This is a genomic window from Streptomyces sp. NPDC048604 (genome assembly GCF_043199435.1).
Taxonomy (GTDB): Bacteria; Actinomycetota; Actinomycetes; order Streptomycetales; family Streptomycetaceae; genus Streptomyces.
The window spans coordinates 314,811-327,653 of sequence record NZ_JBICVX010000007.1 but is presented as its reverse complement, the minus strand read 5'-3'; the positions used below and the strand labels follow the sequence as shown (position 1 = coordinate 327,653).

Annotated in this window: 13 protein-coding genes; 6 read left to right on the top strand and 7 right to left on the bottom strand. The window is 70.3% G+C overall.

Going from position 1 to position 12,843, the window contains the following annotated elements:
• Window positions 1-35: 35 nt before the first annotated feature.
• Together fabI and fabG are read right to left on the bottom strand one after the other, a co-directional pair.
• Window positions 36-812, bottom strand: a complete 777-nt coding sequence (gene fabI, locus ACGFMM_RS17680; RefSeq protein ID WP_393647243.1) for an enoyl-ACP reductase FabI — start codon at window positions 810-812, stop codon at window positions 36-38.
• A 5-nt stretch (window positions 813-817) separates the two neighbouring features.
• Entirely contained in the window at window positions 818-1,537 is a 720-nt protein-coding gene (fabG, locus tag ACGFMM_RS17675; RefSeq protein WP_393647242.1) for a 3-oxoacyl-[acyl-carrier-protein] reductase, read from the bottom strand.
• A gap of 199 nt (window positions 1,538-1,736) precedes the next feature.
• On the opposite strand from fabG, the gene ACGFMM_RS17670 reads away from it, so the two are divergent.
• From ACGFMM_RS17670 to tyrS, 3 genes are read left to right on the top strand one after another with little or no spacing between them, the layout of a single operon-like run.
• Window positions 1,737-3,269 carry a TldD/PmbA family protein gene (locus ACGFMM_RS17670; protein ID WP_393647241.1) on the top strand — a complete coding sequence of 511 codons (1,533 nt, stop codon included), beginning with the start codon at window positions 1,737-1,739 and terminating at the stop codon, window positions 3,267-3,269.
• On the top strand, window positions 3,266-4,660 hold the full coding sequence (locus tag ACGFMM_RS17665) for a metallopeptidase TldD-related protein (protein WP_393647240.1): 1,395 nt from the start codon (window positions 3,266-3,268) through the stop codon (window positions 4,658-4,660). Before ACGFMM_RS17670 ends, ACGFMM_RS17665 begins: the two co-directional genes overlap by 4 nt.
• 57 nt (window positions 4,661-4,717) lie before the next feature.
• A complete protein-coding gene (tyrS, locus tag ACGFMM_RS17660) occupies window positions 4,718-5,986 on the top strand; it encodes a tyrosine--tRNA ligase (protein ID WP_393647239.1) in 1,269 nt (422 codons plus the stop codon).
• Window positions 5,987-6,060: 74 nt separating this feature from the next.
• On the opposite strand, the gene ACGFMM_RS17655 is transcribed toward tyrS, so the two are convergent.
• Window positions 6,061-6,336: a GlsB/YeaQ/YmgE family stress response membrane protein gene (locus ACGFMM_RS17655; protein WP_393647238.1), complete on the bottom strand. Its 276-nt coding sequence runs from the start codon at window positions 6,334-6,336 to the stop codon at window positions 6,061-6,063.
• Between the two features lie 184 nt (window positions 6,337-6,520).
• Between ACGFMM_RS17655 and ACGFMM_RS17650 the strand changes: the two genes are divergently transcribed.
• Both ACGFMM_RS17650 and ACGFMM_RS17645 read left to right on the top strand, forming a co-directional pair.
• Window positions 6,521-6,856 (top strand): DUF3099 domain-containing protein, encoded by a 336-nt coding sequence (locus tag ACGFMM_RS17650; RefSeq protein ID WP_393647237.1) that lies wholly within the window; start codon window positions 6,521-6,523, stop codon window positions 6,854-6,856.
• A 141-nt stretch (window positions 6,857-6,997) separates the two neighbouring features.
• A complete protein-coding gene (locus ACGFMM_RS17645; RefSeq protein WP_393647279.1) occupies window positions 6,998-7,258 on the top strand; it encodes a hypothetical protein in 261 nt (86 codons plus the stop codon).
• Here the strand turns inward: ACGFMM_RS17645 and moaA are convergent.
• The 3 genes from moaA to ACGFMM_RS17630 all read right to left on the bottom strand — a co-directional run bounded on the left by moaA (window position 7,241) and on the right by ACGFMM_RS17630 (window position 10,404).
• Complete coding sequence (gene moaA / locus ACGFMM_RS17640) at window positions 7,241-8,230, bottom strand: GTP 3',8-cyclase MoaA (protein ID WP_393647236.1); 990 nt, start codon at window positions 8,228-8,230, stop codon at window positions 7,241-7,243. The two genes, ACGFMM_RS17645 and moaA, sit on opposite strands and share 18 nt — an antisense overlap.
• A 162-nt stretch (window positions 8,231-8,392) precedes the next feature.
• Window positions 8,393-10,039, bottom strand: a complete 1,647-nt coding sequence (locus ACGFMM_RS17635) for a cation acetate symporter (protein WP_393647235.1) — start codon at window positions 10,037-10,039, stop codon at window positions 8,393-8,395.
• A complete protein-coding gene (locus tag ACGFMM_RS17630; RefSeq protein ID WP_393647234.1) occupies window positions 10,036-10,404 on the bottom strand; it encodes a DUF485 domain-containing protein in 369 nt (122 codons plus the stop codon). The genes ACGFMM_RS17635 and ACGFMM_RS17630 overlap by 4 nt, the downstream gene beginning before the upstream one ends.
• Before the next feature lie 260 nt (window positions 10,405-10,664).
• Here ACGFMM_RS17630 and ACGFMM_RS17625 point away from each other — a divergent pair, with 260 nt between their 5' ends.
• Window positions 10,665-12,200: a S8 family serine peptidase gene (locus ACGFMM_RS17625; RefSeq protein ID WP_393647233.1), complete on the top strand. Its 1,536-nt coding sequence runs from the start codon at window positions 10,665-10,667 to the stop codon at window positions 12,198-12,200.
• Window positions 12,201-12,268: 68 nt separating this feature from the next.
• Here ACGFMM_RS17625 and ACGFMM_RS17620 read toward each other — a convergent pair whose 3' ends face one another.
• On the bottom strand, window positions 12,269-12,778 hold the full coding sequence (locus ACGFMM_RS17620) for a hypothetical protein (protein ID WP_393647232.1): 510 nt from the start codon (window positions 12,776-12,778) through the stop codon (window positions 12,269-12,271).
• Between the last annotated feature and the right edge of the window lie 65 nt (window positions 12,779-12,843).

Below are 12,843 nucleotides of genomic sequence, written 5' to 3'. Positions count from 1 at the left end.
GCGTGCTTACGCGCCGATCGCGTGCAGGCGTACGGCTACGCGCCGATCGCGTGCAGGCCGCCGTCGACGTGGACGATCTCGCCGGTGGTCATCGGGAACCAGTCGCTCAGCAGGGCGACGATGGCCTTGCCGGCCGGCTCCGGGTCGTCCAGCTTCCACTCCAGCGGGGAGCGGGAGTCCCAGACGCTCGCCAGACCGTCGAAGCCGGGGATGGACTTGGCGGCCATGGAGCCGAGCGGGCCGGCGGAGACCAGGTTGCAGCGGATGTTCTGCTTGCCGAGGTCACGCGCCATGTACCGGCTGGTGGCCTCCAGGGCGGCCTTGGCCGGGCCCATCCAGTCGTACTGCGGCCAGGCGAACTTCGCGTCGAAGGTGAGGCCGACGACGGAGCCGCCCTCGCTCATCAGCGGCAGCAGCGCCATGGTCAGGGACTTCAGCGAGAAGGCCGAGACGTGCATGGCCGTGGCGACCGACTCGAACGGCGTGTTGAGGAAGTTGCCGCCGAGCGCGTCCTGCGGGGCGAAGCCGATGGAGTGGACGACGCCGTCGAGGCGGTCGCCCAGCTGCTCGCGGACCTGGCCCTCCAGGCGCGCGAGGTGCTCGTCGTTGGAGACGTCGAGCTCCAGGACCTTCACGTTCTCGGGCTTGGGGAGCTTCTTGGCGATGCGCTCCGTCAGCGTGGGCCGGGGCCAGGCGGTGAGGATGATCTCCGCGCCCTGCTCCTGCGCCAGCTTCGCGGCGTGGAACGCGATGGAGGACTCCATCAGCACGCCGGTGATCAGGATGCGCTTGCCTTCGAGAATTCCGCTCATGGTGATCAGTGACCCATGCCCAATCCGCCGTCAACCGGGATGACGGCTCCAGTGATGTACGAGGCGTCGTCGGAGGCGAGGAACTTCACCGCGGCGGCGATCTCCTCCGGCTGCGCGTAGCGGCCCAGCGGGACCTGGGACACGATGCCCGCACGCTGCTCGTCGGTGAGGACCTTGGTCATGTCGGTGTCGACGAAACCGGGCGCGACGACGTTGAACGTGATGTTGCGCGATCCGAGCTCACGGGCGAGGGAGCGGGCGAAGCCGACCAGTCCGGCCTTCGAGGCGGCGTAGTTCGCCTGCCCGGCGGAGCCGAGCAGTCCGACGACCGAGGAGATCAGGACGACGCGGCCCTTCTTGGCGCGCAGCATCCCGCGGTTGGCACGCTTCACGACCCGGAACGTGCCGGTGAGGTTGGTGTCGAGGACGGAGGTGAAGTCCTCCTCGGACATCCGCATGAGCAACTGGTCCTTGGTGACACCGGCGTTGGCCACCAGCACCTCCACCGGACCGTGCTTCTCCTCGATCTCCTTGTAGGCCTGCTCCACCTGTTCGGCATCGGTGATGTCGCACTTGACGGGGAGGACGCCCAGATCGGTCAGGGCGGCCGGCGGTTCGCCGGAGCGGTACGTGATGGCGACCTTGTCTCCGGCCTCGGCGAAAGCGCGGGCGATGGCGAGGCCGATGCCCCGGTTTCCTCCGGTGACGAGAACCGAGCGGCTCAACGGATCACCCTTTCGATCAGCGGTCTGGTACATCGAAAACCTATCGGTCCCGTCCCTCTTCGAGGGAATCGACCCCTGACAGTGGCGTACGCATGCCACTGTCGGGTCCCTACAGAACGCGCCGCGGAAAGCGCGTGGCATCGCGCCCGGAACCGCGACATGATCGGGGACGACCGGTCTCACACGACAGGAGACAGCTGTGCCATCTGGGACCCATTCCCTCGACGACGCCTTCACGGCGCTGCCCCTGCGGGCGCTCGCCGATGCGGCGCTCGCGCGGGCGCGCGCGCTCGGCGCGAGCCATGCCGACTTCCGCCTGGAGCGGGTGCGCAGCGCCTCCTGGCGGCTGCGGGACGCCAAGCCCGCGGGTTCCTCGGACACCACGGACCTGGGCTTCGCGGTGCGGGTGGTGCACGGGGGCGCGTGGGGGTTCGCCTCGGGCGTCGACCTGACCATGGACGCGGCGGCGCGGGTCGCCTCGCAGGCGGTGGCCATGGCGCAGCTGTCGGCGAAGATCATCTCCGCGGCGGGGTCCGACGAGAAGGTGGAGCTGGCCGACGAGCCGGTGCACGCGGAGAAGACGTGGATCTCCGCGTACGAGATCAACCCGTTCGACGTCCCGGGCGAGGAGAAGAGCGCGCTGCTCGCCGACTGGAGCGCGCGGCTGCTGCGGGCCGAGGGCGTGGCGCATGTGGACGCCTCGCTGATGACGGTCCAGGAGAACAAGTTCTACGCGGACACGGCGGGGACGGTCACCACCCAGCAGCGGGTCCGGCTGCACCCGCAGCTCACCGCCGTCGCGGTGGACGGGACGACGGGTGAGTTCGACTCGATGCGCACCATCGCGCCGCCGGTCGGGCGCGGCTGGGAGTACCTGACCGGAACCGGCTGGGACTGGGACGCGGAGCTGGAGGAGATCCCGGCGCTGCTCGCGGAGAAGATGCGCGCGCCGAGCGTCGAGGCGGGGCGGTACGACCTGGTCGTCGACCCGTCGAACCTGTGGCTGACGATCCACGAGTCGATCGGCCACGCCACCGAGCTGGACCGGGCGCTCGGCTACGAGGCGGCGTACGCGGGCACCTCGTTCGCCACCTTCGACCAGCTGGGCAAGCTGACGTACGGCTCCCCGGTCATGAACGTGACCGGCGACCGGACCGCCGAGCACGGCCTGGCCACCATCGGCTACGACGACGAGGGCGTCGAGGCGCAGAGCTGGGACCTGGTGAAGGACGGCACCCTGGTCGGCTACCAGCTGGACCGGCGGATCGCGAAGCTGACCGGCCTCGGCCGCTCGAACGGCTGCGCCTTCGCGGACTCCCCCGCACATGTGCCGGTGCAGCGGATGGCGAACGTGTCGTTGCAGCCGGACCCGGGCGGGCTGTCCACGGAGGACCTGATCGGCGGGGTCGAGCGGGGCATCTACGTGGTCGGCGACCGGTCGTGGTCGATCGACATGCAGCGGTACAACTTCCAGTTCACCGGTCAGCGCTTCTTCCGCATCGAGAACGGCCGGCTCGCGGGCCAGCTGCGGGACGTCGCGTACCAGGCGACGACGACGGACTTCTGGGGCTCGATGGAGAAGGTCGGCGGCCCGCAGACGTACGTCCTCGGCGGCGCGTTCAACTGCGGCAAGGCCCAGCCCGGCCAGGTCGCCGCGGTCTCCCACGGCTGCCCCTCCGCCCTCTTCCGGGGCGTGAACATTCTGAACACCACGCAGGAGGCCGGGCGATGAGCTCTCGGATCACCAAGCCGTACGAGATCGTCGAGCGCGCCCTGGAGCTGTCCCGGACGGACGGGTGCGTCGTCATCGCCGACGAGGAGTCGAGCGCCAATCTGCGCTGGGCCGGCAACGCGCTGACCACCAACGGCGTCACCCGCGGCCGCACCCTCACCGTGATCGCCACGGTCGACGGCGCGCAGGGGACCGCGTCCGGCGTGGTGTCCCGGTCGGCGGTGACCGTGGACGACCTGGAGCCGCTGGTGCGGGCCGCCGAGGAGGCCGCGCGGGCCGCCGGGCCGGCCGAGGACGCCCAGCCGCTGGTGACGGGCGTGCCGTCGTCCCCCGACTTCACCGACGCTCCGGCCGAGACCACCTCGGCCGTCTTCGCCGACTTCGCGCCCGCGCTCGGCGAGGCCTTCGCCCGCGCCCGGGCCGGCGGCCGTGAGCTGTACGGCTTCGCCAACCACGAGCTGACCTCGACCTACCTGGGCTCCTCCACGGGCCTGCGGCTCCGCCACGACCAGCCGAACGGCACCCTGGAGCTCAACGCCAAGTCCCCGGACCGGTCCCGCTCGGCGTGGGCCGGCCGCTCCACCCGGGACTTCAAGGACGTCGACCCGGCGTCGCTCGACGCCGAGCTGGCGAAGCGGCTGGGCTGGGCCGAGCGCCGCATGGAGCTGCCCGCCGGGCGGTACGAGACGCTGCTGCCGCCGACCGCGGTGGCCGACCTGCTGATCTACCAGCTGTGGTCGTCGACCGCCCGGGACGCGGTGGAGGGCCGTACGGTCTTCTCCAAGCCCGGCGGCGGCACCCGCCTGGGCGAGACGCTCTCCCCGCTCCCGCTGACCCTGCGCTCGGACCCGGACGAGCCGGGCCTGGAGTGCGCGCCGTTCGTGATCTCGCACTCCTCCGGCGACGACTCCTCGGTCTTCGACAACGGCCTGCCGCTGTCCCCGACCGACTGGGTGCGGGACGGGAAGCTGGAGCACCTGACCACCACCCGGCACAGCGCCGGCCTGACCGGGCTGCCGTCGGCCCCGGGGATCGGCAACCTCGTCCTGGACGGCGGCGGCGAGCGGTCGCTGGACGAGATGGTGGCCGGCACCGAGCGCGGCCTGCTGCTGACCTGCCTCTGGTACATCCGCGAGGTCGACCCGGCGACGCTGCTGCTGACCGGGCTGACCCGGGACGGCGTCTATCTCGTCGAGAACGGCGAGGTGGTCGGCGAGGTGAACAACTTCCGCTTCAACGAGTCCCCGGTGGACCTGCTGTCGCGCGCCTCGGAGGCGGGCCGCACGGAGAAGACGCTGCCGCGCGAGTGGAGCGACTGGTTCACCCGAGCCGCGATGCCCGCCCTGCGGGTCCCGGACTTCAACATGAGCTCGGTCAGCAAGGGGGTCTGACCCGCCTAGACTGATCAGGACAACCAGATCCCCCTTCATCACGAGGAGACGGACGACGTGACGGACATCGTCGACGAGCTGAAGTGGCGCGGGCTGTTCGCCCAGTCCACCGACGAGGACGCTTTGCGCAAGGCTCTCGCGGACGGTCCCGTCACGTTCTATTGCGGCTTCGACCCGACCGCGGCCAGTCTCCACGTCGGCCACCTGGTCCAGGTGCTCACCGTCGCGCGGCTCCAGCAGGCCGGACACCGGCCGCTGGCGCTGGTCGGCGGGGCCACCGGTCAGATCGGCGACCCGCGTCCCACCGCCGAGCGCACCCTGAACGACCCGGAGACGGTCGCGAACTGGGTGAACCGGCTGCGTTCGCAGATCGAGCCGTTCCTGTCCTTCGAGGGCGAGAACGCCGCGGTCATGGTGAACAACCTGGACTGGACGGCCGGGCTGTCGGCGATCGAGTTCCTGCGGGACATCGGCAAGCACTTCCGGGTCAACAAGATGCTGACCAAGGACTCGGTGGCCCGCCGTCTCGAGTCCGAGCAGGGCATCAGCTACACCGAGTTCAGCTACCAGCTGTTGCAGGGCATGGACTTCCTGGAGCTGTACCGGCGCTACGGCTGCACGCTGCAGCAGGGCGGCTCGGACCAGTGGGGCAACCTGGTGGCCGGTCTCGACCTGATCCACCGCCTCGAGCCGGAAGCGGCCGTGCACGCGCTGGCGACGCCGCTGATGACGAAGGCGGACGGCACCAAGTTCGGCAAGACCGAGAGCGGCGCCGTCTGGCTGGACCCGGAGATGACCACGCCGTACGCGTTCTACCAGTTCTGGCTGAACGTCGACGACCGCGACATCGCCCGGTACATGCGGATCCTCTCCTTCCAGTCCCGCGAGGAACTGGAGGAGCTGGAGCGGCTCACCGAGGAGCGGCCGCAGGCGCGCACCGCACAGCGGGCGCTGGCCGAGGAGCTGACCACGCTGGTGCACGGCGCGGACCAGTGCGCGGCCGTGATCGGGGCATCGAAGGCGCTGTTCGGCCAGGGCGAGCTGGCGGAGCTGGACGAGGCGACGCTGGCGGCGGCGCTCTCCGAGCTGCCGCACGCGAAGGTCACCGAGCTGGGCCAGGTCGTGGACCTGTTCGCCGAGGTGGGTCTGGTGGCGAGCAAGTCGGCCGCCCGGCGCACGGTGAAGGAGGGCGGGGCCTACGTGAACAACGTGAAGGTCGCGGCCGAGGACGCCGAGGTCGGGGCGGGCGAGCTGCTGCACGGGCGCTGGCTGGTGCTGCGGCGCGGCAAGAAGAACCTGGCGGCGATCGAGTACGCGGGGGCCTGAGTCCTACCGGTCCGGCTGCACGACGGCGGCCCGGGTGCGCGTTTCCACGCGTGCCCGGGCCGTCGTCCGTCCGGTCACACGGTGCGTCTGCCGCCCTTGAGCCGGACCCACAGCATGTCGCCCACGCCGACCACGGCGACCGCGAAGACCAGCTGGAGCAGGTGGCGCGTCCAGTCGATGCCCCGGGTCTCCTCGACGCCGATCCAGCCCGCGACGGCGTTGCCGAGGAGGCTGCCGAGAATGCCGAACACGGTCGTCAGCCACAGGGGGATCTGCTGCTTGCCCGGCAGGATCGCCTTGGCGATCAGGCCGAGGACGAAGCCCACGATGATTGCCCACAACCAACCCATCTGGTCGCCTCCTCAGCGGCGGCGCGATCTGCGCATGTGGGCCCAGTCTCGGCCAGTCGGCCGTACCGTGCATGTCGGACAGCGCCGTACGTGACCCCCTCTCACCTCCGCCGGACGGCGGGCGTACCGTGGAGAGAGACCCGGACCGGGGAGAGTCCGGCACGGAATCCGGTGGTGGTACGCGATGCGGACGCATGGCAGCAACGAGGTCTTCCGGATCACCGGGGCGCGCAAGGGTCTGGCCGACGACGTACGGGGCCGGCAGCGTCGCTACGTGATCTCGATGAGCGTGCGCACGCTGGCTGTCATCGCGGCGGCCGTGCTGTGGAACGTGGAGCGCCATGTGGCGATCGTGGCCCTGGTGTTGGGGGCGGTGCTGCCGTACGTGGCCGTGGTGATCGCCAATGCGGGCCGTGAGCGGGCGCCGTCCCTGCCGTCGACGTTCTCGCTGCCGCCGGAGCGGCCGATGATCGAGCCGGGGCCCGACGAGAAGCTCAAGAAAAGCTCAGATCAATCATGACGTTCCGCTGCACTGCGATGGGGTCCGCGTGACATACTGCCCTTGCGCTCCGCATCCCCCGTCGGAGCGACGGACCGACGCCGGGCAGCTCCCCCCGTGGCTGCTCGGCGTCGTTTGTGCAGGGACAATGTTCCGGTGATCATCCCGGAGAGTTCCCCGTCGCCGACGTCCCCGATCTGTTCCGCCAAGGGCTGCCGCGCCGCGGCCGTCTGGGTGCTGGCCTGGAACAACCCGAAGCTGCACACGCCGGAGCGGCGCAAGACCTGGCTCGCCTGCGAGGAGCACCGCGAGCATCTGTCGCAGTTCCTCGGGGTGCGGGGTTTCCTCAAGGACGTGGTGACGCTCGCGGAGTGGGAGGCCCGGCAGGAGGACTCCGGCGACTCCTCAGCCGCCGATCGCTGACATCGGGCGCTCGGGCTGCAGGAAGCTCGGGTCGTCCAGGCCGGAACCGGCTTTCTTGCCCCACATCGCCTTGCGCCAGATCTCGGAGACCACCGCGTCCGGAGCGTCGGAGCGCAGCGCGGCCCGCAGGTCCGTCTCCTCGGTGGCGAACAGGCAGGTGCGCACCTGGCCGTCGGCGGTGAGCCGGGTGCGGTCGCAGGCCCGGCAGAACGGGCGGGTGACCGAGGCGATCACGCCGACGGTGTGCCGTCCGCCGTCGACCACCCAGCGCTCGGCGGGCGCGGAGCCGCGCTCGTCGGCGCCCTCGGGGGTGAGGGTGAAACGGGTGCGCAGCGACTCCAGGATGTCCCCGGCGGTGATCATGCCGTCGCGCTTCCAGCCGTGCTGGGCGTCGAGCGGCATCTGCTCGATGAAGCGGAGTTCGTAGTCGTGCTCGATCGCCCAGGCCAGCAGGTCGGGGGCCTCGTCGTCGTTGAGCCCGGGCATGAGGACGGCGTTGACCTTGACCGGGGTCAGTCCGGCGTCGCGGGCGGCGGCCATGCCGTCGAGGACGTCCCGGTGCCGGTCGCGGCGGGTGAGGGTCTTGAACACGTCGGGGCGCAGGGTGTCCAGGGAGACGTTGACCCGGTCCAGGCCGGCGGCCTTGAGGGCGGCGGCGGTGCGCTTGAGGCCTATGCCGTTGGTGGTCAGGGACATCCGCGGGCGCGGCTCCAGGGCGGCGCAGCGCTCGACGATGCCGACGAGGCCGGGGCGGAGCAGCGGTTCGCCGCCGGTGAAGCGGACTTCGGTGACGCCGAGGTCGGTGACCGCGATGCGGATCAGCCGGACGATCTCGTCGTCGGTGAGGAGGTCGGGCTTGGCCAGCCACTGCAGGCCCTCCTCGGGCATGCAGTACGTACAGCGCAGATTGCACCGGTCGGTGAGCGAGACACGCAGGTCGGTGGCCACTCGGCCGTAGGTGTCGATGAGCACTGCGCGCTCCCTGCCTGTCGTTCGGTGTTTTCTCCAGGTCCGAGCCTACGCGAGGCTTCCGACACCGAGCAGGTCGCCATGGAACGAGACCTGCGCGACCGCGTCGTAGGACTCTACGACGCGGCCGCGCGGCGACTGCGGAGGGTGTCCGTTCGGCTGCGGTCAGTGCGCTCCGACGCCTGTCAGGGACTTGACCTCGAGCTCCGCGTACTTGCCCGCGTCCGGCTTCTCCTTCGACAGGACCGAGCCGAGCCAGCCGAGCAGGAAGCCCAGCGGGATGGAGACGATGCCGGGGTTCTCCAGCGGGAACCAGTAGAAGTCGGCCTCCTTGAACATCGAGGTCGGCTTGCCGGAGACGACCGGCGAGAACAGCACCAGGACGACCGCGGAGATCAGACCGCCGTAGATCGACCACAGCGCGCCGGTGGTGGTGAACCGCTTCCAGAACAGGCTGTACAGGATGGTCGGCAGGTTCGCCGAGGCGGCCACGGCGAAGGCGAGGGCGACCAGGCCGGCGACGTTGAGGTCACGGGCGAGGGCGCCGAGCCCGATGGAGACGACGCCGATGAGGACGGTCGCCCAGCGGGCGGCCCGGACCTCCTCCTTCTCGGTGGCCTTGCCCCGCCTGATGACGTTGGCGTAGATGTCGTGCGCGAAGGACGAGGACGAGGCCAGGGTCAGTCCGGCGACCACGGCGAGGATGGTCGCGAAGGCGACCGCGGAGATGACGGCGAGCAGGATCGCGCCGCCGGTGGAGCCCGCGCCGCCGCCGATCTCGAGGGCGGCGAGCGGGGCGGCGGTGTTGCCGGCCTTGTTGGAGGCGATGATGTCGCTGTTCTTCAGCAGCGCCGCCGCGCCGAAACCGAGGACGATCGTCATCAGGTAGAAGGCGCCGATGATGCCGATGGCCCAGTTGACGGACTTCCGGGCGGCCTTGGCGGTGGGCACGGTGTAGAAGCGGATCAGGATGTGCGGCAGGCCGGCGGTGCCGAGGACGAGGGCGATGCCGAGCGAGATGAAGTCCAGCTTCGAGATGCCGGTGGCGCCGTACTTCAGTCCGGGCTCCAGGAACGCGGCGCCCTTGCCGCTGTTCTCGGCGGCCGCGCCGAGCAGCTGGGAGAGGTTGAAGTCGAACTTCAGCAGGATCAGGAAGGTGATCAGGAGCGTGCCGGCGATGAGCAGCACGGCCTTGACCATCTGCACCCAGGTGGTGCCCTTCATGCCGCCGATGGTGACGTACACGATCATCAGCACGCCGACCAGGGCGACGATGGCGATCTTGCCGCCGTCGCTGGTGATGCCGAGCAGCAGCGAGACGAGGACGCCGGCGCCGGCCATCTGGGCGAGCAGGTAGAAGATCGAGACCACGATGGTGGAGGTGCCGGCGGCGGTGCGGACCGGGCGCTGGCGCATCCGGTAGGCGAGTACGTCGCCCATGGTGAACCGGCCGGAGTTGCGCAGCGGTTCGGCGACCAGGAGCAGGGCGACCAGCCAGGCGACGAGGAAGCCGATGGAGTACAGGAAGCCGTCGTAGCCGAAGAGGGCGATGGCGCCGGCGATGCCGAGGAACGAGGCGGCGGACATGTAGTCGCCGGAGATGGCCAGGCCGTTCTGGAAGCCGGTGAACTGGCGGCCGCCGGCGTAGAAGTCGGCGGCGCTGCGGGTCTGCCGGCCGGCCCAGACGGTGATGAAGAGGGTGGCGACGACGAAGGCCGCGAAGAGGGTGATGATCAGCGGCCGGTGCTCGGAGGCGCTGCCGCCGGCGGCCAGCACGGCGACGGCGGTCCCGGCCTCGAAGGTGCTGCTCATGCGTCGCCCTCCATACGGGACTTGATGGCCTCCGCCTTGGGGTCGAGCTTCTCGGCCGCGTGCCGCGAGTAGAACCAGGCGATGAGGAAGGTGGTCAGGAACTGGCCGAGGCCGAGGACGAGGGCGACGTTGATGTTGCCGACGACCTTGGTGCCCATGAAGCCGCCCGCGTAGTTGGAGAGCAGCACGTAGAGCAGGTACCAGGCGATGAAGCCGATCGTCAGGGGGAAGGCGAACGAGCGGTGCGCACGGCGCAGCTCGCCGAACTCCGCGCTCTGCTGCATCTCGACGAAGCGCTCGGTCGTGGGCGGGACGGGTGTGGTGGCCGTTCCGCCGGGGGGCGGCGGTGTTGCCTCGGTAGCCACGGATTCTCCTCGCGACGCTGCGGTGGGCATGGACAAGGGGGACCTCACTGGGGGGTGGGGGGAACGGAGCCTCAAAGAGCTCCTCCCCTGCACAACGGCACGGAGCGGGTGACGAAGCGGTTCACGCGGATCTTTTTTTCTTCATCCGGGCGTCTCGACGCATTGATGTGCCGGGAAGATCAGCGATAGCTTCACTCGTCATGCACCTGTCCACGCACAACGGGTGTGCGGACAGTACATACGGATGATGTGGAGAACCCATGGCTCATCTGGGAACCAGACGCGGGCGCATACTCGCTCTGCCCGCCGGTCTGGCGCTCACGGCCTCGCTGGGCTTCCTGCCCACCGGCGCGAACGCCGCGCCGCTGAACGAGGCTCCGGCGGCCACCGCCGTGTACGACGGCCCGAAGCTGTCGTACGTGGTGAACATCGACGGCGGCCGCCACACCGCCGCCGCGGTCAAGCGGGCGATCGCCGCGGCCGGCGGCAGCATCGTCATGTCGTACGACCGGATCGGCGTCATCGTCGTCCACTCGCAGAACCCCGAGTTCGCGAAGACGATCCGCACGGTCCGCGGGGTGGTCTCCGCCGGCGCGACGCGCACCGCGCCGCTCTCCGTCCAGCGCGACACCTCCGTCGGCGAGGGCGCCGAGGCCCTGACGGGCTCGGAGGCGCTGGCCGCGGCCGCTCAGGCCACCGACGGCCAGGACCCGCTCGAGCCGCTGCAGTGGGACCTGCCGGCCATCAAGGCGGACAAGGCCCACGAGCGGACCCTGGGCAGCAGCAAGGTCACCGTCGGCGTCATCGACACCGGCGTCGACGACACGCACCCGGACCTCTCCCCGAACTTCGACGTCGCCGCCTCGGCCAACTGCGTGACCGGCAAGCCGGACACCACGCCGGGCTCCTGGCGTCCGCAGCCGGGCGAGAGCGACCACGGCACGCACGTGGCCGGCACGATCGCCGCCGCCAAGAACGGCGTCGGCATCACCGGCGTCGCGCCGGGCGTGAAGGTCTCCGGCATCAAGGTGTCCACCTCGGAGGGCTTCTTCTACACCGAGGCCGTGGTCTGTGGCTTCGTGTGGGCGGCCGAGCACGGCGTCGACATCACCAACAACAGCTACTACACCGACCCGTGGCTGTTCGCCTGCAAGAACGACGAGGACCAGAAGGCCCTCGTCGAGGCGGTCACCCGCGCCAGCCGGTACGCCGAGCGCAAGGGCGCGGTGAACGTGGCCGCGGCCGGCAACTCCAAGATGGACCTGGCGGCGGGCGAGATCACCGACGACAGCAGCCCGAACGACACCACGCCGGTCACCCGCGTGATCAACCCGCGCGAGTGCTTCGACTACCCGGCCATGCTCCCGGGCGTCGTCACCGTCTCCGCGACCGGTGCGAAGGGCCTGAAGGCCTCGTACTCGAACTACGGCAAGGGCGTCGTCGACATCTCGGCGCCCGGCGGCGACCGCACCGAGTACCAGACCCCGGACGCCCCGGCGGTCAACGGCCGCATCCTGTCGACCACGGTCAACGGCGGCTACAACTACAAGGCCGGCACGTCCATGGCCGCCCCGCACGCCGCCGGTGTGCTCGCGCTGATCAAGTCGCGGCACCTGGACGCGTCGCCGGCGGAGCTCAAGGAGCTGCTGTACGGCCAGGCCGACAACCACGCCTGCACGAACCCGTACGACATCGACGGTGACGGCACCGTGGACGCGGTCTGCGAGGGCGGCACCGGCCGCAACAGCTTCTACGGCGAGGGCGTCGTCGACGCGCTGGACGCCGTGCGCAGGTAACACCTATTGACGCGAGGGGCCCCGGTGCGGCATGCCGCACCGGGGCCCCTTCGTCTGTCGGCCCGTGTCTAGCGGACCGCCGTCGCTTCGGCCCGGCGGGGAGCCGCGGCGCGCACGGAGGAGGAGGCCCACAGGGCGACGCCGATGAAGAGCAGCTGCTCCGGAATCCTGAACCACAGCGGTGTCGCCGGCTCCCCGTTGAAGGGGATCTGCTCGACGGCCGCGTGGATGTTGGCCGGGAGCATCACGACGAACAGCACGACCAGGCCGAACGCCGCGATGCGCCGGGTCGCCGCCAGGACGAGTCCGGCGGCGCCGAGGAGTTCCAGGACGCCTGTCGCGTACACGGCGAGGCGGGGGAACGGCACGAACGGCGGGACCATCGCGACCAGGTCGTGATGGCCGGGCATGGGGCCGAGCGCCGAGGGGACGAAGTGGGCGCTCGCCGTGAACAGCAGCATGACCGCGAGACCGTGCGCGGCGGACACCCGCCAGGTGGCGAACCGTCCGACGCCGAACGCGCCGAGCAGCCGGAACAGCAGGGTGGGGACGGCGAGGAGCATCAGAGTGCCGAACATGGAAGGAGCTTCCTTTCGGTGAGCCTGCTTGCGACCTGCGATGACGCGGCCGATAGAATGGATAG